Annotated in this window: 15 protein-coding genes; 6 read left to right on the forward strand and 9 right to left on the reverse strand. The window is 73.2% G+C overall.

Annotated elements, in window-relative coordinates:
• Positions 1–118: 118 nt before the first annotated feature.
• Genes ACFU5G_RS20190 through ACFU5G_RS20210 form a run of 5 tightly spaced genes read right to left on the reverse strand, consistent with a single transcriptional unit; the run spans position 119 to position 6,846 of the window.
• Positions 119–1,480 (reverse strand): ABC transporter substrate-binding protein, encoded by a 1,362-nt coding sequence (locus ACFU5G_RS20190; RefSeq protein WP_377248776.1) that lies wholly within the window; start codon positions 1,478–1,480, stop codon positions 119–121.
• A 13-nt stretch (positions 1,481–1,493) separates the two neighbouring features.
• Entirely contained in the window at positions 1,494–2,483 is a 990-nt protein-coding gene (locus tag ACFU5G_RS20195; RefSeq protein ID WP_377248779.1) for an acetylxylan esterase, read from the reverse strand.
• A complete protein-coding gene (locus tag ACFU5G_RS20200; protein ID WP_377248782.1) occupies positions 2,480–4,927 on the reverse strand; it encodes a glycoside hydrolase N-terminal domain-containing protein in 2,448 nt (815 codons plus the stop codon). The genes ACFU5G_RS20195 and ACFU5G_RS20200 overlap by 4 nt, the downstream gene beginning before the upstream one ends.
• Positions 4,924–5,877, reverse strand: a complete 954-nt coding sequence (locus ACFU5G_RS20205; RefSeq protein ID WP_377248785.1) for a carbohydrate ABC transporter permease — start codon at positions 5,875–5,877, stop codon at positions 4,924–4,926. The genes ACFU5G_RS20200 and ACFU5G_RS20205 overlap by 4 nt, the downstream gene beginning before the upstream one ends.
• A 9-nt stretch (positions 5,878–5,886) precedes the next feature.
• Entirely contained in the window at positions 5,887–6,846 is a 960-nt protein-coding gene (locus ACFU5G_RS20210) for a carbohydrate ABC transporter permease (RefSeq protein WP_377248788.1), read from the reverse strand.
• A 110-nt stretch (positions 6,847–6,956) separates the two neighbouring features.
• Here ACFU5G_RS20210 and ACFU5G_RS20215 point away from each other — a divergent pair, with 110 nt between their 5' ends.
• Complete coding sequence (locus ACFU5G_RS20215) at positions 6,957–9,158, forward strand: alpha-galactosidase (protein ID WP_377248791.1); 2,202 nt, start codon at positions 6,957–6,959, stop codon at positions 9,156–9,158.
• Between the two features lie 53 nt (positions 9,159–9,211).
• On the opposite strand, the gene ACFU5G_RS20220 is transcribed toward ACFU5G_RS20215, so the two are convergent.
• A complete protein-coding gene (locus ACFU5G_RS20220) occupies positions 9,212–11,635 on the reverse strand; it encodes a X2-like carbohydrate binding domain-containing protein (RefSeq protein ID WP_377248794.1) in 2,424 nt (807 codons plus the stop codon).
• Positions 11,636–11,859: 224 nt separating this feature from the next.
• On the opposite strand from ACFU5G_RS20220, the gene ACFU5G_RS20225 reads away from it, so the two are divergent.
• Entirely contained in the window at positions 11,860–14,334 is a 2,475-nt protein-coding gene (locus tag ACFU5G_RS20225) for a glycoside hydrolase family 2 protein (protein WP_377248797.1), read from the forward strand.
• 85 nt (positions 14,335–14,419) lie between these two features.
• Positions 14,420–15,274 carry a TIR domain-containing protein gene (locus ACFU5G_RS20230; RefSeq protein WP_377248800.1) on the forward strand — a complete coding sequence of 285 codons (855 nt, stop codon included), beginning with the start codon at positions 14,420–14,422 and terminating at the stop codon, positions 15,272–15,274.
• A 41-nt stretch (positions 15,275–15,315) separates the two neighbouring features.
• Here ACFU5G_RS20230 and ACFU5G_RS20235 read toward each other — a convergent pair whose 3' ends face one another.
• Positions 15,316–16,071: a PadR family transcriptional regulator gene (locus ACFU5G_RS20235; RefSeq protein ID WP_377248803.1), complete on the reverse strand. Its 756-nt coding sequence runs from the start codon at positions 16,069–16,071 to the stop codon at positions 15,316–15,318.
• 204 nt (positions 16,072–16,275) lie between these two features.
• Between ACFU5G_RS20235 and ACFU5G_RS20240 the strand changes: the two genes are divergently transcribed.
• A complete protein-coding gene (locus ACFU5G_RS20240) occupies positions 16,276–16,686 on the forward strand; it encodes a nitroreductase/quinone reductase family protein (RefSeq protein WP_377248806.1) in 411 nt (136 codons plus the stop codon).
• On the opposite strand, the gene ACFU5G_RS20245 is transcribed toward ACFU5G_RS20240, so the two are convergent.
• Entirely contained in the window at positions 16,687–17,358 is a 672-nt protein-coding gene (locus tag ACFU5G_RS20245; protein WP_377248809.1) for a PAS and ANTAR domain-containing protein, read from the reverse strand. It abuts the gene before it with no gap.
• 230 nt (positions 17,359–17,588) lie between these two features.
• Between ACFU5G_RS20245 and ACFU5G_RS20250 the strand changes: the two genes are divergently transcribed.
• On the forward strand, positions 17,589–18,077 hold the full coding sequence (locus ACFU5G_RS20250) for a hypothetical protein (RefSeq protein WP_377248812.1): 489 nt from the start codon (positions 17,589–17,591) through the stop codon (positions 18,075–18,077).
• Here the strand turns inward: ACFU5G_RS20250 and ACFU5G_RS20255 are convergent.
• Positions 18,072–19,541, reverse strand: coding sequence for an SDR family oxidoreductase (locus ACFU5G_RS20255; RefSeq protein ID WP_377248815.1), 1,470 nt, complete (start codon positions 19,539–19,541; stop codon positions 18,072–18,074). The two genes, ACFU5G_RS20250 and ACFU5G_RS20255, sit on opposite strands and share 6 nt — an antisense overlap.
• A 129-nt stretch (positions 19,542–19,670) precedes the next feature.
• On the opposite strand from ACFU5G_RS20255, the gene ACFU5G_RS20260 reads away from it, so the two are divergent.
• Positions 19,671–20,387: tryptophan-rich sensory protein (locus ACFU5G_RS20260; protein ID WP_377248818.1), on the forward strand; the 717-nt coding region annotated here is incomplete at its 3' end.

Here is a 20,387-nt window from a genome sequence, read left to right on the forward strand (position 1 = left end):
GGCGGGCGGACGCGCCCCCGGCCCGGCCGGCTCGTGCCGCCGCTCGCCGTGCCGCCCTGGCGGGGGCCCCCCAGCCCGGGGGCGCCCGGGGGGCGCGGCCCCCCCCGGACCGGGGGTGCTACTGCTTGGAAAGGATCTCCTGGGCCTTGTCCGCGGCCTCCTGCCACACGTCGTCGTCACGCTGGTGGCTGTAGTACGCCTCGAACAGGGGCTGCAGCTCCGACTTGAGCTCGGCGCCGTTGCGGTAGGCCAGCGACGGCTCGAGCTGCTCGTTCTTCGAGTAGTCCACGAAGACGCTCAGGTCGACGCCCTTCTCGAGCTGGTCCGCGGCCAGGGCCTCCATGGCCGAGGGGATGGACGGGAAGAACGAGCCCGAGGTGAGCGCGGCGCTCTCCTGGCAGTCGGCCGTGCCCATGAACGAGATCCAGTCCCAGGCCGCCTGCTTGACCTTGCTGCCCGACCACAGCATGTTGCCGTTGGAGTTGCTCATGACCACGCGCGTCTCGCCGTCCGGGCCGAGCACGTTGGGCGCGATGCCGACCGACATGTCGGGCAGCTTCGCGAACGTCGTGGCCGACCACGAGCCGCCCGAGATCATCGCGACCGAGCCGGAGCCGAGCTGCTCGGTGTCGCCGACGGTGAACTGGCCGAACTTCGGGGCCAGCCCACGGTCGGACAGGCCGCGCAGGTAGTCCATGGTCTCGACGAACGTCGGGTCGGCGAACGCGAAGGACGTGGGCCACGCCGCGGGCTCGCGCATGGTCCAGTCCGTCGCGGCGGCGAACTGGTACCAGGTGGTCTGGCCCAGGTAGTCGCTCGTGCCGAGCGCCCCGATGCCGTAGACCTTGACCTTGTCCTTGTCGAAGCCCTTCTCGTCGCCGCGCTTGCCGTTCTCGTCGACGGTCAGGTGCGAGACGACCTCGTCGAAGGTGCCGCCGTCCTCCGGGTTCCAGGTCATGTTCGCGACGTCGTCCTCGGTGAGGCCGGCGTCCTTCAGCATGTCCTTGTTGTAGTAGAACGCCGAGCCCGCCCAGTCGAGCGGCAGCGCGTACTGCTTGTCGTCCGTGTACGTGAACGCCGGGACGCCCACGTTGAACACGCCCAGGTCGTAGTCCGACTCGGCGATGTAGTCGTCGAGCGGCTCGAGCTGGCCCTGCTTCGCGTACGAGTCGAGGAACTCCACGCTGTTCTGGAACGCGTCCGGCGCGTTGCCGGCGACGAAGCCGGCGGTGAGCTTGGTGAAGTAGTCGTCCACCGCGTACTGGGTGATGTTCACCGTGATGTCGGGGTACTTCTCCTGGAACGCGGGCAGGCAGGTCTTGTACGACTCCGCCTGCTTCTCGTCCCAGGTCCACCAGTTGACGGTGCCCGCGTGGGCGCCCTCCTCGGCCGCTCCGCCGGCCGGGCCGCCCGCGCAGGCGGCCAGCGAGACGGTGACAGCGGCTGCAGCGACGATGCTCAGCATGTGCTTCGGTTTCATGATTCCTCTTCGATCAAGGGACCGGGTGGGTTCGGTTCGGGTTGGTGGGGCCGACGGCGGCCTCGAGCACACGGCCGAGCACGTCGAGCGCGCCCTGCCGGTCGAGGCTGCCGCCGGCGTCATGGCCGTTGACCGGCCAGACGGCGATGTCGTGCTGTGCCGCGTACTCGTTGTGCGCGGCGAACACGGTTTCGGGGGGAGTGATGTCGTCGTCGAGCCCGGCGGAGAACCACGCGGGCGCGTGGGCCAGGCGGGCGAAGTTCACGACGTCGAAGTGGCGCAGCGTGGTCAGCGCGCGCTCGCGGCGCGCCCGGTCCCGGGCCAGCAGGTCGGCCAGCTCGCGGTAGGGGCCGTTGCGGCTCAGCGTCAGCGCGCCCGGCAGGTCCGCGAGGAACGGGGCCTGCGCCAGCACCGCGGCCACGCCGGGTGCCAGGTAGCCCGCGGCCAGCGCGATCCCGGCGCCCTGGCTGTTGCCGAGCACCGCCACCCGGTCGGGGTCCACGCCCGGCAGCAGCCGGACGGCGTCGACCGCGCGGGCCGCGTCGGTGAACACGCGCAGGTAGTAGTAGCCCGCCGGGTCGCCCAGGCCGCGCGTCACGTAGCCGGTGCTGTCGCCCCACGGCCCGTCCGGCGTCGAGCCGTCGCCCTGGCCGCGCGTGTCCATGACGAGGTGGGCGTAGCCCGCAGCCGCCCAGGTCAGGTCGTCGATCGCGTGCCCGCGGCCCGCGCCGTAACCCGTGAAGTGGACGACGGCGGGCAGCCGGCCCGCCCGGTGCCGCGGCAGGCGCAGCCAGGCGCGCACCGGGTCGCCGGCGAACCCGGGGAAGGTCACGTCGAACACCTCGACGGCGTCCAGCGGCGTGGCCACCGGGGTCACGGCCGGTGGAGCGTCGAACCGGCGGGCCTCCTGCAGGGTGTCGCGCCAGAAGCCGGCGAAGCCGTCCGGGAGGTCCTGCGTCGAGCGGTAGGCACGCAGGGCGGCCTCGCGCGGGTCCGGGGTCATGCGGACTCCCCGAACAGGTCCGCGGCCCGCACCTCCGCGCCGTCGACGGGCAGGGTGTGCGTGCGCCCGCCGAAGGCGACGACGACGTCGCGCACCCCGGCGCCGACGGCGTCCCGCAGGCGGAGCGTGGCGGGGTGGCCGGCGCGCCAGGTGAGGTCCACCGCGGCGCCGCCGCGCGTGCGGATGCCGGTGATCCGGCCGTCCGGCCACGCCGCGGGCAGGGCCGGGAGCAGGCGCAGCGGGTCCTCGGGAGTTCCTGCGCCGGCGCCGACCAGCAGCTCCGCGATCGCGGCCGCCAGCCCGTAGTTGCCGTCGATCTGGAACGGCGGGTGCGTCGAGAACAGGTTGGGCAGCAGGCCGCCCCACTCGGAGCCGTCCACGGGCGAGTCCACGTCGGGGTCGTCGAGGTAGGGGCGGGCGGCCTCGCGCAGCAGGTCGCGCGCGACGTCGCCGTCACCCAGCCGGGCCCGCAGGGCGATCTTCCACGACCACGACCAGCCCATGGCGCCCGGACCGCGCTCGTCGAGCGTGCGGCGCGCGGCCGCGGCCAGCTCCGGGGTGCGCTCCACGTCGATCGCGGTGAGCGGGTACAGCCCGACCAGGTGCGACAGGTGCCGGTGGTGCGGGTCGGTGGAGGTGCCGTCCGCGCCCCACTCGGCCACGGTGCCGTCGCCGGCCACGCGCACCGGGGCCAGGCGGGGCAGGGCGGCACGGATCTCGGCCAGCAGGGGCTCCTCGACGCCGTCCGGGACGGCCTCCGCCGCGGCGAGCGTGCGCTCGAACGTCGTCCGGATCAGGGTCAGGTCCATCGCCGACGACGTCGACACCGAACCTTCCGACCCGTCCGCACGCCGGAACGAGTTCTCGGGCGACGTCGACGGCGAGGTGCCGAGCACGCCGTCGGCGTCGGCCACCAGCCAGTCGAGCGCGAAGGCGCTCGCGCCGAGCAGCAGCGGCAGCACGCGCCGGGCCAGCTCGTCGCGGTCGCGCCCGTACTCCCAGCGCTGCCAGGCGTGGTCGGCGAGCCAGAGGCCGCCCATCGGCCAGAACGCCCAGGACGTCGCCCCGTGGCCCGCGCCGACGGGCAGCGCCCAGCCCCACGGGTCGGTGTTGTGGTGCGCCACCCAGCCGCGCGCGCCGTACAGGGCGTCCGCCACGGCGCTGCCCGTCTCGGCCACGCGCTCGAGCAGGTCGAGCAGCGGGACGTGCAGCTCGCCCAGGCCGGTGCGCTCGGCCAGCCAGTAGTTCATCTGGGTGTTGATGTTGATCGTGTAGTTGGACGACCACGGCGGCCGCATCGACTCGTTCCAGATGCCCTGCAGGTTGGCGGGCGGCGAACCGGGCCGCGACGACGAGACGAGCAGGTACCGGCCGTACGCGTAGAGAACGGGGGCCAGGGCGCGGTCGTCGGCGTCCGCGAGGAGGGTGGCGACGTCGAGCGGGGTGGGGTCAGCGCTGTCACCGAGCTCCAGGGCGGACCGGCCCAGCAGGGCTCCCGCGTCGGCCTCGTGCCGGGCGCGGAGGCTGACGGCGTCGGACGCGACCACCTTGGCGGCGTGCGCGGCGGCGCGCTCGGCCAGCTCGGCGCGCGTGGCGGTCGGCTCGTGCCGCCACCAGCGGCGGGCGTTCGTCTCGGTCGTCACGGCGAGCAGCACGCGGCGGGCGCCGGTGAGTGAGATGTCGCGCGAGCCCTCGGCCGCGGGCACCGCGGTCGCTGTCCCGTCCGTGCGCAGCGCCACCGCCACGGCCGTTGCGGGGTCGAAGGCGGCCTCGCGCTCGCCGGCTTCCGGGCCCCAGACATGGGCGACGGCGTCCGGCTCGTGCCCCGGCGCGCCGTCGACCGGCGCCTCGACGACCAGGCCCAGCCCCGCGGTGCCGCCCTGCGGCCCCCGCACCTGCGTCGAAGCGACCCGCAGCGGCGAGCGCAGGCGGAGCGTGGCCGACACCGGGGCGTCGGCCACCAGCTCGACGACCAGCGCGCCGTCGGCCGCGCCGACCCAGCTGCTGCGGCGCACGCGCACGCCGTCGATCAGGAAGGACTCGTCGACCACGGCGCGGGAGAGGTCGAGCACGCGCTCGTAGTCGGTCAGCTCCGCCGGGCCGAGGTCCAGGTCGAGGTGGCCCAGCGGCAGGAACTCCTGGCTCCACGGGCCCTCGAAGGTGCGCAGCAGACGCTCGACCTCGTCGTCGTCCTGCCGGGCGACGGCGGCGCGCACCTCGGCGAGCCGGTCGGGTCCGGCGCCGCCGGCCAGGACGGCGTCCAGGGCGCGGCGCGGGCCGTCCGGGGTGCCCGACCACAGCGTCGAGTCGTTGAGGCCGACGCGCCCGCGGGCGTCGCCGAAGACCATGCCGCCGATCGCGCCGTCGCCGATGGGCGTGGCCTCGGTCCAGCGGGCGGCAGGGGCGGTCCAGCGCAGGCGCACGGGGCGGGGTGCGGTGCTCACTTGAGCCCCGAGAAGCCGATGGAGTCGACGATCCGGCGGCCGAACGCGAGGAACAGCACCAGCATCGGCAGGGCAGCGACCAGCGTGGCCGCCATCAGCCCGGCCCAGTCGGGTGCGGCCTGCGGCGAGGACTGCTTGAACACGGCCAGGGCGAGCGTGAGCGGCCGCACGCTGTCGTCGCTGGTCACCAGGAGCGGCCAGAAGTAGTCGTTCCACGCGCCGATGAAGCCCAGGATCGACAGGGTGGTCACGGGGCCGGACGTCATGGGCAGCGTGATCTGGAACAGCACGCGCAGGCGGCTGGCGCCGTCGATCAGCGCGGCCTCCTCGATCTCGCCGCTCAGGCCGAGCATGAACTGCCGCAGGAAGAAGATGTTGAACGCCGAGAACAGCGCGCCCGGCAGGATCAGCCCGCCGAACGTGTTGAGCAGGCCCAGGTCCTTGATCAGCACGAAGTTCGGCAGCAGCGTCAGGATGCCCGGCACCATGAGCGCCGTCAGCAGCACGGAGAACACCAGGTCCCGGCCGGGCCACTGCAGACGGGCGAACGCGTAGGCGGCGATCAGCGAGAAGAACACGACCAGGACGGTCGAGAGCGTCGCGAAGATCAGCGAGTTCAGCGCGAAGTGCAGGATGTTGATGCTGGCGCCCGAGCCGCCCTCGGCCAGGGACTCGGCCGACGTGGCGATGCCGAGCACCCGGCGGAACGCGCCGAGCGTGAAGTCCACCGGCAGCAGCGACGACGGGTGGGTGATCAGCGAGTAGTTGTTCGAGAACGACGTCCGCAGGATCCAGTAGAACGGGAAGAGCGTGACCAGCACGACCCCGCCGAGGTAGGTCCAGGCGACGGCGCGGCCCATGCTGAAGCGGCGGCCCGACGACGGCCTGCGGCGGGCGGGTACGGCGGGTGCTGCGCCGACGGCAGGCGGAGCTGTGACGGATGCGGACATGCGTGTTCCTCAGTTCGTGTCGGACTCGTCGGCGCGCAGCAGGCGCATCTGCAGGAAGGTGATGGTGATGAGCATCGCGAACAGCGCGAGCGACATGGTCGCGGCGTAGCCGAACTCGAACTGGCCGAACGCCTTGTCGTAGATGTAGAGCTGCAGCACGTTCGACGCGCGGGCCGGGCCGCCCTGCGTGGTCACGGCCACGAGGTCGAACACCTGGAACGAGCCGATCACCGTCAGCACCAGCACCATCGCCAGCACGGGCCGCAGCAGGGGGAGCGTGAGGCGGCGGAACATCTGCATCTCGTTGGCGCCGTCGATCCGGCCGGCCTCGTAGATGGTCGGCGGGATGGTCTGCAGGCCCGCGAACACGATGATCGCGTTGTATCCCATGCCCTTCCAGACGCTGATCAGCGCGATGGTGGGGATGGCCCACTTGCTGGACCCCAGGAAGAAGACGGGGTCGAGGCCGAGCTGGCGGATCGCGATGTTCACGATGCCGAGCTGGGCGTCGAGCATCCAGGACCACGTGGTGGCCGCGACGACCCCGGAGATGAGGAACGGGAGGATGATGATTCCCCGGAGCGCGGTCGACGCCGTCAGCCGGTGCAGCACCACGGCGGTGGTGACCGAGAGGGCCATGCCGATCACGACCGACAGGACCACGAAGTAGGCCGTGACGCCGAGCGAGTGCCAGAAGACCTCGTCGGCCACCAGCCGCTTCAGGTTGTCCAGGCCGGTCCACTCCGGCGGGGTGAGCACCCGGAAGTCGGTGAAGCTCAGGTAGATGCCGCGCAGGGTGGGGTATGCGGCGAACACGAGGAACCCGATGACGGCGGGTGCGATCAGAACCCACGCCAGCCGCGCGTCCCCGCGGTGGGCGGGCGAGCCTGTGCGGCGCACCGGCCCGGTCTTGTGGTCACGCCCGGTCGCGGTTCGTCCGCGCGCCGGGGTGGTTGTGGAGATCGCCATCGGCCTCATCCCTCGTCGTCGAGCTGCAGGAGGTGGGCACCTCGCTTGCCGCCGAAAGCGTAGGGCGACTAAGTTTCCGCTGTCAAGAAAGTCGATTCGGGGTGGTGAAGATGTCTGCTGGTGATGGATACGCGGTGCTGCGCGCGGCCGGAGTGTCGCTCGTGCTCGATCTCGTGGGCGTGATGCCCCAGGTGCTGCACTGGGGTGCGGACCTCGGTGACCTCGGCCCCGAGGGTGTGGACGCGCTGCGCGAGTCCGGGGCCACCGCGCGGGTCGCCAACTCGCCGGAGACGCCCCGGGCGGTCACCCTCCTGCCGGTCGAGCGGGACGCCTGGGCGGGCCTGCCGGGCATCGCGGGCCACCGCGCCGGGACGGCGACCACGCCGCGCCCGGAGCTCGTGGCGGCGGACGTCGAGGTCCCGGCCGACGGCGCCGGCGGCACGGTGCGCCTGCGGGTGCGCGAGCCGATCGCGGACCTCGCGCTCACGGCCGAGGTGGAGCTGGAGGCGACGGGCGTCCTGCGGGTGCGGTGGACCGTGACCCCGGGGGCCGAGGGCGGCGCGAGCGGCGCGGGGCGCGAGGTCTACGACCTGTCGCACGTCGCGGCGCTCCTGCCCCTGCCGGCCCGGGCGACCGAGGTGCTCGACTTCAGCGGGCGCTGGAGCCGGGAGCGGCAGCCGCAGCGCCAGCCGCTGGTGGACGGCGACCACGTGCGCGAGGTGCGCCGGGGCAAGCCGGGGGCGGACTCGCCGTACCTGGTCGCCGCGGGCACGCCGGGGTTCGGCCACCGGTCGGGCGAGGTCTGGGCGGCCCACGTGGCGTGGAGCGGCGACCAGCGCTGGATCGTGCAGCGCCTGTCCGAGGGCGCGGGCGCGCACGCGGCCGTGCTCGGCGGCGGCGAGCTGCTGCGCGCCGGCGAGGTGCGGCTGGCCGCGGGGGAGAGCTACACGACGCCCGACGTGCTGTTCGCGTGGTCGGACACGGGGCTGGACGGCATCGCCGACCGGTTCCACCGCCGCACCCGCGCGCGCCGTCCGCGGCGCCGCCCGCAGCCGCTCGTGCTCAACACGTGGGAGGCCGTCTACTTCGACCACGACCTGGGCCGCCTGAGCGAGCTCGTGGACCGCGCCGCCCGGGTGGGCGTGGAGCGCATCGTGCTCGACGACGGCTGGTTCCGGGGTCGCCGCGACGACACGGCGGGCCTCGGCGACTGGCAGGTCGAGACCGCCGTCTGGCCCGACGGGCTTGAGCCGTTCGTCTCGCGGGTGCGCGCGGCGGGCATGGAGTTCGGGCTGTGGTTCGAGCCCGAGATGGTCAGCCTGAACTCCGACCTGGCCCGCGAGCACCCCGAGTGGCTGTTGGCGCCGTCGGCCGGGGTCGGCACGAGCTTCCGCAACCAGTACGTGCTCGACGTCGCCCACCCCGACGCGTACGCCTACCTGCTGGACGCGATCTCGGCGCTCGTGGAGCGCTACGGCATCGACTACATCAAGTGGGACCACAACCGGGACCTGCTCGAGGCCGTGATCCGCGGCGGCGCCGCCGGGGACCGGCCTGGGGTGCGGCGGCAGACGCTGGCGCTGTACGCCCTGCTCGACGAGCTGCACGAGCGGCACCCGGCGCTGGAGATCGAGAGCTGCTCGGCGGGCGGCGGGCGCGTGGACCTCGGCATCCTGGACCACACCGAGCGGGTGTGGACCTCGGACTGCAACGACCCCGTGGAGCGCCAGCAGATCCAGCGCTGGAGCGAGGTGCTGCTGCCGCCGGAGCTGCTGGGCTCGCACGTCGGCGCGGCGCGGGCGCACACCACGAACCGCGTCACCGACCTGTCGTTCCGGCTGGTGACGGCGGCGTTCGCGGCGCCGGGGATCGAGTGGGACATCACGGGCTGCACCGAGGACGAGATGGTGCGGCTCACCCAGTGGGCCGCGTTCGTGAAGTCCCGGCGGGACCTGCTGCACGGGGGCGTGCGCGTGCACGCCGACCTCGCCGACGAGCAGACGCTGCTGCACGGCACGGTGTCCGAGGACCGCACCCACGCGCTGTTCGCGTGGGTGCGGCTGGCCAGCTCGGCCGGGCCGCAGGTGGCCCGGGTGCCCTTCCCGGGCCTCGACCGGGACCGCGACTACGTGGTGCGCGTGCCGGACGCGTTCGGCCCCACCGCCGTGCACGGCCGCGAGCCCGCGTGGCTCGAGCAGGCCCGGCGCGCCGGAGGCTTCCGGGTGCCGGGCGCCGTCCTGGTGTCGGCCGGGGTGACCCTGCCGGTGGTGCAGCCGGCGTCGGGCCTGGTGCTGGAGCTCACCGCCGTGTGAGGGCGCGCGTCAGACGCTCAGATCCCTCCAGGGATCTGAGCGTCTGACACCTGTTAGCGCGTGAAGCGGAAGCCGTCGCTCCGGACCGGGGCGTCGGACCCGTTCACCACCACGATGCGGTGGCTGCCACGCTTGAGGCCGGAGACCGAGAACAGCTCCTGCTGGGTGCGGCGCGCGGCCGTGCTCGTGTCCACGGTCTGCTTCAGCACGCCGTCGACGTAGACGTGCACGGGGCCCTGGTCGGGCGCCGTCGGCGCGATCCACGTGACGCCGGTGCCGGTGAACGTGAGATCCGTCCACGCCTCGCCGCGCGCGGTGTGCACGTCGTCGCCGCCGTCCCCGCGGAACGCGAACGTCAGCGCCGTGTCGCCCGCGGGCAGGGCCGTCAGGAACTCCGCCGACAGCACGACCGACTGCCCGTCGGCGGTCCAGTCGGTGCCCTTGCGCAGCACCGTTCCGCCGTGCCGGATCGCCGTGAGCTCGCCCGGGTCGCGGCCGAGCTCGACGCTCGTCGCCTCGGCCTGCTCGTCGGGCACCACGATCGCGTTCGGCGTCACCAGGTTCTCCTGCTCGACGTCGACCCGGTCCAGCAGCATGAACCGGCCGTTCTTCTTCTCCACGCGCAGCGTGTGCTCGCCGTTGTCGAGGTCCGTCGTGGACCACACGACCGCCTGGCTCTCGCGCGGCGTCCCGGCGGGCAGCGACGCGTCGACCGTGTCGACGAGCTCGCCGTCCAGGTAGACCGCGACCTCGCCCTGCGACTCGTCGCGCTCGGTCACGTAGGACACGCCCGTGCCCCGGAAGGTCAGCTCGAAGGCGTCGCCGTCCTTCTCGGTCCAGTGCACGTCGTCCTCGTGGTCGCCCAGGCCGCGGCCCGTGCTGTGGCTCCAGCTCCCGGAGTACGAGATCTCGGACGCGTCGTCGTTCAGCTCCGCGACCCGCTTGCCGGTGTCGCCCGGGGCGGGCGGCTCCTCGCCGTCGGGCACCACCGTCACGGCGAGGTCCTGCGACGTCGCCGCGACCTCCTCGTTCCCGTTGCGCGCCCAGTCGCTGCCGTAGCCGATCTGGATGGCGTCGTCGTTCACCGTCGAGGCGGCGGCGCCGGCGGGCGTCACGCGCAGCAGGCGCACGCCGTGCGGCGGCACGTCGGTGGCCGTGAACCCGTCCGCGAAGGAGCCGAGGTTCTTCTTCGCCCACACGTCGCGCACCTTGTGCCGGCCGTCGCCGAGCCCGAGGTCCGCCCAGCTCGCCGTGACGTCGGCGTCGGTCGAGCCGAGGTTGAACAGCCCGACCACGTAGCTGCCGTCGTCCTGCAGCGAGTACCAGACCTGCCGCTTGCCCGCGGTCGAGACCGGCCGCGCCGGGATCGCGGCCTGGTTGATCGCGATGACCTCCTCGTTGGTCAGCAGGCCGAGCCCGAACGTGTCGAGCTGCGTGAGGTCGTTGCCGGTGTACATCGGCGCCGCGGAGATGGCCCAGAGGCTGGTCGCGGTGCGGCGCTCGTCCTGGGTGAGGCCGTCCATGCGGCCGTTGCCCACGTTGAGCGAGTCGAGGTCGCCGAACCCGCCCGGGCCGGTGTACCGCCACCACTGCTCGGCCTTGGGGAACAGGCGCGCGATGTTGGGCCAGGTCGTCAGGGCCTCGTTCTCGCAGTAGCACTCGACGTCCCAGTCGAGGCGCCAGCCGTCGGCCTTCTCGCGCCAGTAGTCGGCGTAGCGCGGGTCGAGCGCCCAGGACAGCTCGAACCAGATGTCGCGGCTGTGCAGCGCGTCGGACCAGGCCGCGACGTCGCGGCGGGCGTCGAGCGACAGGTCGCCGATGCCCGAGCCGGGGGTCACGCTGTCGAACTTGACGAAGTCCACGCCCCAGTCGCCCAGGAGCGCGCCGACGGAGTCGATGTACTTCGTGGTGCAGGGGTTGTCGAAGTCGAGCGCCCAGCCGATGCCCCAGTAGTCCGCCTTGGTGAGCGGCTGCTTGACGATGTCGCCGGTGCTGCAGCCCGGCGCGTTCCACACGGGCAGGTCGGCCTCGTACACCTCGGGCCCGATGCCGGGGATGAAGTACAGCCCGAACTTCTGGCCGTTGTCGTGCACGTGGTCGATCACGGCCTGCAGGCCGTCCGGGTACAACGAGGTGCTGGGCCTGGGCCGGCCGAACTCGTCGAAGCCGTCGTTCCAGCCCGCGTCGACGTTGATGCGGTCGTAGCCGAAGCGCTGCAGCTTGGTGTGCATGGCGTCGGACTGGGCGATGAGCTGGTCGGCGTCGATCCAGCGGCCGTCGCCGCTGTAGACCTGCATGCTGAAGCTGCTCCAGCCCATGTACGGCGCCGTGGCGAGGTCGCCGGGCTCGACGCGGGGCACGGGCGGCGGGGGAGCGGGCGCCGTGGCGACCGCGGGGCCGGCGGTTCCGGCGACCACGAGGCCGACGGTGGCGAGTCCGCACAGCGCCTGCCGGAGCAGGCGTCGGGGGCTTGTCATGGAAGGTGCTCTCCATCCTTGGCGAGGACGCGCAGTGGCGACGTGCGGAACGGCACTGTTCCAGCGCGCGACGGGGCCCGGCGGGCCCCATCATTTCTTGACGCGATCAAATAACCACAGCCCGGGCCCGGGCGCAAGGGTCCGGACGTAGTTGCTTGACAACGGAAAGAAACTCTTGGACGCTCGTCTCGCTCCGCCCGCTCCGACACCCCCTGGTGGCTCTCATGCTCACGCGCACCGCCGCGCCCGGACCCTGGACCCTGCACGTCGAGACGGCCGCGGCCGACGCCGACGCCGCGGTCCTCGCCCAGCTCCCCGTGACCGCCACGGTGCCCGGCACGGTCCACACCGACCTGCTGGCCGCAGGCCTCATCGAGGACCCGTACCTCGACCGCAACGAGCTGCTGACCCCGTGGATCGGCCGCTCGGGCTGGCGCTACCAGGCGACGCTGCCCGCCACGGCGCCGGCCGAGCGCACCGACCTGGTGCTCGACGGGCTGGACACGCTCGCCACCGTGTTCGTGGACGGCGCCCGCCGCCTGCGCACCCGCAACATGTTCCGCTCCTACCGGGTGCCCCTGGACTCGGCCGACGCCGTCGACGTCGCCGTGGTGTTCGACTCGCCCTGGGGGCCGTTCGACGCCCTGGACGACGAGGCGCGGCGCGCGTTCGACTCGCCGTCGGCGCACATCCGCAAGATGGCCTGCAACTTCGGCTGGGACTGGGGTCCCACCCTGGTCACCGCCGGCCTCTGGCGCCCGGTGCGCATCGAGTCGTGGTCGGTCGCGCGGCTGGCCGAGACCCGCGTGGAGGTGCGCGCCGAGCAGGGCGCCGCCGGCTGGCGCGGCGTCGTCGAGGTGGGCGTCGAGCTCGAACGGACGACGACGGCGCACGACGCCGAGCTGGTCGTGCGGGTGGCCGGTGCGTCCCAGAGCGTCGTCGTGCCCGCCGCGGAGACGTCGGCGCGGCTCGTGGTCGAGGTGCCGATCGAGCACGCCGACCTGTGGTGGCCGCGGGGCTCCGGGGCGCAGCCCCTGCACGACGTCGAGGTCCGGCTGCTCGACCGCGTCACCGGCGAGGCGCTCGACGCCGACGACCGGCGCGTCGGCTTCCGGTCCGTCGAGGTGCGCCGCGAGGCGGACGCGGACGGCGAGTCGTTCGCGTTCGTGGTCAACGGGCGCCCCGTCGCGGCGCTCGGCTTCAACTGGATCCCGGACGACTGCTTCCCGCACCGCGTCACGCACGACGACGTCGCCGCCCGCCTGCGCGACGCCGCCGAGGCGAACGCCAACATCCTGCGGGTGTGGGGCGGCGGCCTGTACGAGTCCGACGACTTCTACGCGCAGTGCGACGAGCTCGGGTTCCTCGTCTGGCAGGACTTCGCCTTCGCGTGCGCGCCCTACCCCGAGCACGAGTGGATGCTCGAGGAGGTCGCGGCCGAGGCGCGCGAGAACGTGGTGCGCCTGATGTCGCACCCCTCGCTGGCGATCTGGAACGGCAACAACGAGAACTGGCTCGGCTGGGACGACTGGGGCTGGAAGGAGCGCCTCGGCGACCGGCCCTGGGGCGAGCGGTACTACCTCGAGGTGCTGCCGCAGGTGGTGGCGGAGGTCAGCCCGCACGCCTTCTACTGGCCGGGCAGCCCGTACTCGGGCACCCCCGAGGTGTACTCGAACGACCGCTCCCGGGGCGTGGTGCACCTGTGGGACGGCTGGAACGAGCAGGGCTACCAGGTGTTCCTGGAGGACCGGGCGCGGTTCGTCTCGGAGTTCGGCTGGCAGGGCCCGCCCGCCTGGCGCACCCTGACCGACGCCGTGCACGACGACCCGCTGCGGCCCGACTCCGAGGGCGTGCTGCACCACCAGAAGGCGGTCGACGGCTCGCTCAAGCTGGCGCGCGGCCTGGCGCCCTACTTCGACGAGCCCACGGACATGGCCGACTGGCACTGGGCGATGCAGCTCAACCAGGCGCGCGCCCTGACCTTCGCGATCGAGCACTTCCGCTCGCTGCGGCCGGTGAACATGGGCTCGATCGTGTGGCAGCTCAACGACTGCTGGCCGGTCGCGTCCTGGGCCGTCGTCGACTCCGCCGGACGGCGCCGGCCCGCCTGGTTCGCCGTCCGCGCGGCCTTCGCCCCGCGGCTCGCCACGATCCAGCCGCGGGACGGCGGCCTCGCGCTCGTGCTGGTCAACGACGGCGTCGAGGAGTGGTCGGGGTCGGCGACCGTGCGCCGTGTCGGCCTCGACGGCCTGGTGCTCGCCGAGCAGGCGGTCACGTTCGACGTCGGCTCCGTGGCGGGCGAGACCGTGGCCCTCGGCCCGGACCTGGCGCGGCCCGGCGACGCCGCCGCCGAGCTCCTCGTGGCCGACGTCGACGGCGCGGCCCGGGCCTGGCGGTACTTCACCGTGGACCGCGACCTCGCCTACCCGAGCCCGCGGCTCGACGTCGTCGCCGAGCCGCTCCCCGACGGCGACGTCGAGGTGACGGTCACCAGCGACACGTTCGTGCGCGACCTGACCCTGCACGCCGACCGGCTCGACGCCGGGGCCGCCGCGAGCGACGCGCTCGTCACGCTGCTGCCGGGGGAGTCGGTCACCCTGCGGATCTCGGGCACCGACCCGGCGTTCGCGGCCACGGTCGCCGCGGCCGTCCGGGGCGAGGCGCCGGTGGTCCGGCACGCGGGCGACCTGGTGGGCTGACGGCTCCAGCCTGGGCGGGTTGCTCCCTGTATGTCCGAGGTGAAAAGGCGCGACGGTCAAGTTCAGGCAACCTGAAGGTATGAGCATGACGTCCAACCGGCGCAGCGCGATGGTCGAGGCGTGCGCCGCGGCGCTCGGCAAGCAGACCCTGACCGAGATGCGGTCCGTCCTCGACGACTACGAGCTCTCCGTGGCGAGCGTCGGCGTCGTCGAGGACGCGCACTCGTACCTGGTCGGCGTGCTGGACGCCACGCCGCTCAGCAGTCTGCAGGGGCTCTACCAGCGCCTGGTGATCGCCGAGCGGTCACCGTTCGACGGCGACGGGCTCAAGATCTTCATGAGCCACCTGTCGGACCAGAAGGGCCTGGTCGACGAGGTGAGCCAGGCCCTGCGGCCGTACCGCGTGCAGGGCTTCGTGGCGCACACCTCGATCAGCCCGACGGCGCAGTGGCAGGACGTCGTGGAGGCGGCGCTCACCGACTGCGACGCGCTCGCGGCCTTCGTCGTCGGCGAGTTCTGCGCCAGCGAGTGGTGCGACCAGGAGGTCGGGTGGGTCCTGGGTCGCGGCGTGCCGGCCGTGCCCCTGGCCTTCGGGGCGCAGCCGTACGGGCTGCTCGGCAAGTACCAGTCGGTCCCGTGCGCCGCCGCCGACCCGGAGAACGTGGCGGACTCGCTGATGGCGGCGCTCGTCGCGATCCCCGCGCTGCACGGCGCGCTCGCCGAGCACCTCAGCCGCGCGTTCCACGACTCGCGGACGTGGAACTTCACGCGTTCCGTGATGCCGCTCCTGGGCCGGATCCCGGTCTTCACGCCCGAGCAGCTCGAACGCCTCACCGAGGCCGCCGAGCACAACAAGCACGTCTACGACTGCGACGTGCGCGGCATGTCCGGGCTCGACTGGACGCGCCGCTTCGTGGGGGAGCGCGAGGCCGCCGCCTGACCGCCCGCGAGGGCGACCCGACGGCGGCTCGTGCGTGCCGGTCAGCTGTCCGACGTCGGCGCCTCGCCCGCGAGGGTCAGGTAGACCTCGCGGCGGGCCTTCTCGAGCAGCTTCGTGACCGCGGCCACCTGCTCGGGCGTGCCGGTGCGGGCGACCTGCTCGACGGCGTCGGCCAGGGCGCGGACCTCGTGCCGCAGCTCGCGGCCGTGGCCGTGCCCGACCTGCTCCCACGGGGTGCCGAGCTCGTCCTTGTGCTGCTCGACGTAGGCGGTGCCTTCGTCGGTCAGCGTGGCGAGCTTGCGGCCGCCGTCCTCCGAGAGGACGACGAGGCCCTCGTCGGCGAGCAGCGACAGCGCCGGGTAGACGGCGCCCGCGCTGGGGCGCCAGCGGCCGTCCGTCCGGTCGGCCAGCTCGCCGATGATCTGGTACCCGTGCATCGGCTGCTCGGCGAGGAGCAGCAGGATCGCGGCGCGGATCTCACCGCGGCCGGCGCGGCGCGGGCCACGGGGGCCGCGGCGTCCGCCGCCGTGGGGGCCGCCCGGGCCGAAGCCCGGTCCGAAGTCGCGCGGGCCGAAGCCCGGACCGAAGCCGCCACGCCCGCCGCCGCGCGGACCTCGGCGAGGGCGCTCCTGGTCGTCGTAGCGGTCGCCACGGTCGTCCGGGATGCCGGGACCGCTGGCCATCGCGTACGCGGGCCCGAACATCGGGCCGTCGAAGGTGGGCAGGAAGCCGCGGCGGCGTCCGTCGCGGCGGCCGGAGGAACCGGCGTTCTGTGAGTGGTTGTCGTGTGTACGCATGATCTGTCTCCTACGTGTAGCGGCGGGGCGAGGCGGTGCGCGATCTCGCGCACTACGGCGTCTCGTACGTCCTGCCGGTCGGGAACGCGTGGCTCAACCGACGCTCTAAAGATAGATCAAAGATATATCGTTACGCAAGACCTGGCTCCGAACTGGCCCGTGACCTCGTGGAATGCTGCCCGCCGCGGCCGCGTTGCCCCGGGCATGGACTTCAATCAGCAGATCGTCGACACCTTCCGCGCCAACGGCGGCGAGGTCAACGAACCCGTGCGGTTCGGCAAGGGGCTCGTGCTCGTGCACGTGCCGCGCAAGGACGGCAGCATCCGCATCGCCCCGCTCGCCGCGATCCAGGAGGAGGGCGCCCGGTACATCGTGGGGAGCGCCGGTGGCTCGCCCAGGAACCCCGCGTGGGTCTACGGCCTGCGGCGGGCCGAGCAGGTCGACATCGAGGTGCCGGGCGAGCCCGTCGAGACCGTGCGGACCAAGGTCGAGGAGCTGTCCGGCGAGGCGCGCGACGCCATGTGGGCGCGGTTCAAGGGGTTCTCGGCCGGCTTCGCGGAGTACGAGAAGACCGCGGAGGGGCGCGTCTTCCCGATCTTCCGGCTGGTCGGCTGATCAGCCGCGGTCCTCGCCGCCCACCTGGGCGGCGAGGAACGCCTCGACCTGCTCGGGGGTCGGGAACTGGGTCATCTCCGGGTCGGCGAACCACTCGACGAGGCCGGCGGCGAGGGCCCGCACGGGCACGTTGAGCTGGTTGGACGCCTCCCGCAGCCGCGCGAACGCCTCGTCGTCCGCGACGCCGAAGCTGACCATGAGGACGCCCTTGGCCTGCTCGATGGACGCCCGGCTCTCCGCCGACGCGCGGATGGAGGCCGACGCCTCGCGCTGCGCCTGCTCGCGGCTCGCCGCCGTGACGTCGATGAAGTACCCGGTGAGCTCGGTGATCGCACCCGAGGCGTCGCGCTTGGCCTGGCCGGTGACCGCGAGCGTCCTGGTGCGGCCCTGCGCGTCGATGATGCGGTGCACAGAGCTGAACGGCAGACCGGTCGCGGCCGCGATCCGCAGGACGTGGTCGACGCGGTGCCGGTCGTCCGGATGCTTGTGGGCGAGCACCAGCTCGGTCGTGGGCACCACCTCGCCCGGGCTGAAGCCATGCATGGCGAAGACCTCGTCCGACCAGGCCCAGCGGCCCGTGGCGAGATCGAGCCGGTAGCGGCCCACGGGCACACGGTGGCCGGGCGCCAGCGCGGCCTCGACCGCGTCCGGCGAGGGCTGGGTGTCGTTCACGCCTGTCCCGTCTACGGAGCCGGGTCGGCCGGCCGGCCGACTCGCGTGGCATCAAGACGTCGCTGGGACGAGGCGCCGGACACCGCTGTCTCCACTCTGCACCCTGGGCGGCCGAAGAACCAGGGTGTGCGACCTCACGGAGCCGTAGATCTCAACTAGACCAGCCAAATCGCGACTAATCCGCTTGGATGGGTGAATATCCCCGATCCGACCTCAAGGAGACCTTCGCGATGACCCAGGCAGCACAGGTCGGCACCGTGTACCAGAACAGCCAGGAGCTTCTCGACGCCGACCTGCCGCACCTGAGCGTCGCCCTCGACGCGAGCGGGTACGCGATCCAACGGGACACGGACGGCAACTGGTACAGCGTCTCGTCCGTCGGGCCGTCCGACCTCGCCGGGGTCTACACGGTGATCCACCTGCCGGCCGAGCCGCTGCCCGCCACCTACGGGTCGGTGGTCATCACCGACAACGGCACGCCGTTCATGCGCCGCTGGGACGCCGCGACCGACGCGCGGTTCGGCCTGGAGCACTGGATAGGGCCCGACGGCGTCACGGTGACGGACGGCCACCTGCGGCACCTCGGCGTCGCCCGGGCCTGGGACGCGAGCGTCCCGGGCGGCGCCTCGCGGCTCGGCGGCCGCCGCCGGCGGTCCCGCGCGACGCCGGAGACCGACGGGCGCCCGGACTCCCGGTCGCGGACGCCGTCGGCGTCATGACCGCGCCGCGTGGGCCGCGGCCTGGGCGATGTTGCGCTGCATGCCGCCGAACACGATGCCGTGGAACGGGCTGATCGCCCACCAGTAGAGCTGGCCGGGCAGCCCGCGGGGCAGGAAGACGGCGCGCTGGCGGAAGGTCGGCCGGGTCGCGTCCGCGTCCTCGACCGACAGCTCGAGCCAGGCCAGGCCCGGCAGGCGCATCTCGGCGCGCAGCCGCAGCAGGCGGCCGGGCTCGATCTTCTCGACCCGCCACCAGTCGAGCGCGTCGCCGGGTGCGAGCTGGTTCGGGTGCCGGCGTCCGCGGCGCAGACCAGGGCCGCCGAACAGGCGGTCCATGGCGCCGCGCGCCACCCAGCCCAGCCGCCAGGAGTACCAGCCGTGGGCGCCACCGATGCCCTCGATGACCGACCAGAGCGCCTCGCTCGTGGTGTCCACCCGGCTGGAGCGGTCGTCGACGAGCAGGCTCCCGCCGGCCCAGTCGGGGTCGTCGGGCAGGGGGTCGGACGGCGCCCCCGGCGTCGAGGCGGACACCCAGCTCGTGCGCACGTCGAGGTCCCGGATGCGGGTCAGGGCCAGCGCGACCGCCGCGTCGAAGTCGATGAGCTCCTCGGGCGGGTCGGGCACGTACTGCTTGATGTCGTCCTCCTGGGCCACCACCTCGTGCACCAGCGAGCCCACCAGCGGCCGCGCGATGCCCGGCGGGACGGGTGTCACCAGGCCCACCCAGAGGCTGGCCAGCCGCGGGGTCAGCACCGGGACGGCGCGGATCAGGCGCGGGCGCAGCCCGGCGACGGCGGCATAGCGCTGCATCATCTCGCGGTACGTGAGGATGTCCGGCCCGCCGATGTCGAAGCCGCGGCTGACCCCGGCCGGGATCGACGCCGCGCCCACCAGGTAGCGCAGCACGTCGCGCACGGCGATGGGCTGGATGCGGTTGTTGATCCAGCGCGGCGCGATCATCGCCGGCAGCCGCTCGGTGAGGTAGCGCATCATCTCGAACGACGCGCTGCCCGAGCCGAGGATCACGGCCGCCCGCAGCACGATGGTGGTGGCGCCGCCGTCGAGCAGGATCTCCTCGACCTCGCGGCGCGACTCAAGGTGGGGCGAGAGCTTCTCGCCGTCCGGGTAGAGGCCGCCGAGGTAGACCACCCGGCCCACGCCGACCTCGCGCGCCGTGACGGCGAAGCCGCGGGCGGTGCTGCGGTCGCGCTCGGCGAACCCGGGCCCGGCCCCCAGCGCGTGGATCAGGTAGTACGCGACGTCGACGCCGTCGAGCGCCCGCCGCAGGTCGGCGCGCGAGGTGGCGTCGCCCTCGACCACGTCGACGTCGCCGGACCAGTCGCGCGAGGCGATCCGTTCGGGGTGCCGGGCCAGCACGCGCACGTCGTACCCGGCGGCCAGCAGCTCGGGCACGAGCCGCCCGCCGATGTATCCGGTGGCTCCGGTGACGAGTACTCGGGACATGTGAGGACACCAACCTTTCTCCAAAACAGGAAGCCGAGCGATTTACTAGATAGGCTAGGCATATTCGCCGGGCGGTTGCCTGCTGGGGCAGGTACAGGGGGCCGCCCGGCCCGTCCCGAGGAGGGCTCCATGGCACAGAGCACGTCGCACGACCTGGTCCGGCGGATCGTCGTCACCGTCAGTTTCGTGGTCTGCGTCATCGGTTCCATGATCGGCGTAGGCGTGTTCGGTGGCACGTCCGTCAACGCGGCCGCCGGGGGAGCGCTGGACACCGACGCCACGCTGCTCGCCCCGGCGTCCGCGGCGTTCTCGGTGTGGACCGTCGTCTACGTCGGGCTCGCCGGGTACACGCTGCTGCAGTGGTTCGACGCGCCGACGCAGGCGGCGCAGGAGCGCCAGCGCCGCCTGCGGCTCCCGGTCGCCGGCACCATGCTGCTCAACGCGACGTGGATCCTCGTGGTCCAGGCCGGGTGGCTCTGGGTGAGCGTGCTGGTCATCGCCGCGCTGCTCACGCTGCTCGTCCGGGTCTTCCTGATCCTGCTGCGCACCCGCGCCGCCGGGGTGCTCGACCGGGTCCTGGTCGACGGCGTGCTGGGCGTCTACCTCGGCTGGGTCTGCGTGGCCACGGCGGCCAACATCGCGGCGGCCCTGACCAGCGCCGGGTTCGACGGCGCCGGGATCGCCGCCGACTGGTGGGCCGTCGGCGTCCTCGTGGTGGTCGGCGTCATCGGCGTCACCCTGGCAGTGCGGGGCGGCGGGCCCGTGGCGGTGGCCCTGGCCATCGCCTGGGGCCTGTCCTGGATCGCCGTCGAGCGCTGGGACGGCACGCCGTACTCGGCCCCGACG

Source organism: Promicromonospora sp. NPDC057488 (assembly GCF_042802395.1).
Taxonomy (GTDB): domain Bacteria; phylum Actinomycetota; class Actinomycetes; order Actinomycetales; family Cellulomonadaceae; genus Promicromonospora.

Excerpts from the sequence above, each read along its gene's own strand:
- ACFU5G_RS20225 (WP_377248797.1), top strand. The coding sequence starts at position 11,860 with ATGCTCACGCGCACCGCCGCGCCCGGACCCTGGACCCTGCACGTCGAG.
- ACFU5G_RS20195 (WP_377248779.1), bottom strand. The coding sequence starts at position 2,483 with ATGACCCCGGACCCGCGCGAGGCCGCCCTGCGTGCCTACCGCTCGACG.
- ACFU5G_RS20235 (WP_377248803.1), bottom strand. The coding sequence starts at position 16,071 with ATGCGTACACACGACAACCACTCACAGAACGCCGGTTCCTCCGGCCGC.
- ACFU5G_RS20250 (WP_377248812.1), top strand. The coding sequence starts at position 17,589 with ATGACCCAGGCAGCACAGGTCGGCACCGTGTACCAGAACAGCCAGGAG.
- ACFU5G_RS20190 (WP_377248776.1), bottom strand. The coding sequence starts at position 1,480 with ATGAAACCGAAGCACATGCTGAGCATCGTCGCTGCAGCCGCTGTCACC.
- ACFU5G_RS20255 (WP_377248815.1), bottom strand. The coding sequence starts at position 19,541 with ATGTCCCGAGTACTCGTCACCGGAGCCACCGGATACATCGGCGGGCGG.
- ACFU5G_RS20215 (WP_377248791.1), top strand. The coding sequence starts at position 6,957 with ATGTCTGCTGGTGATGGATACGCGGTGCTGCGCGCGGCCGGAGTGTCG.
- ACFU5G_RS20205 (WP_377248785.1), bottom strand. The coding sequence starts at position 5,877 with ATGTCCGCATCCGTCACAGCTCCGCCTGCCGTCGGCGCAGCACCCGCC.
- ACFU5G_RS20210 (WP_377248788.1), bottom strand. The coding sequence starts at position 6,846 with ATGGCGATCTCCACAACCACCCCGGCGCGCGGACGAACCGCGACCGGG.
- ACFU5G_RS20230 (WP_377248800.1), top strand. The coding sequence starts at position 14,420 with ATGACGTCCAACCGGCGCAGCGCGATGGTCGAGGCGTGCGCCGCGGCG.
- ACFU5G_RS20240 (WP_377248806.1), top strand. The coding sequence starts at position 16,276 with ATGGACTTCAATCAGCAGATCGTCGACACCTTCCGCGCCAACGGCGGC.
- ACFU5G_RS20220 (WP_377248794.1), bottom strand. The coding sequence starts at position 11,635 with ATGACAAGCCCCCGACGCCTGCTCCGGCAGGCGCTGTGCGGACTCGCC.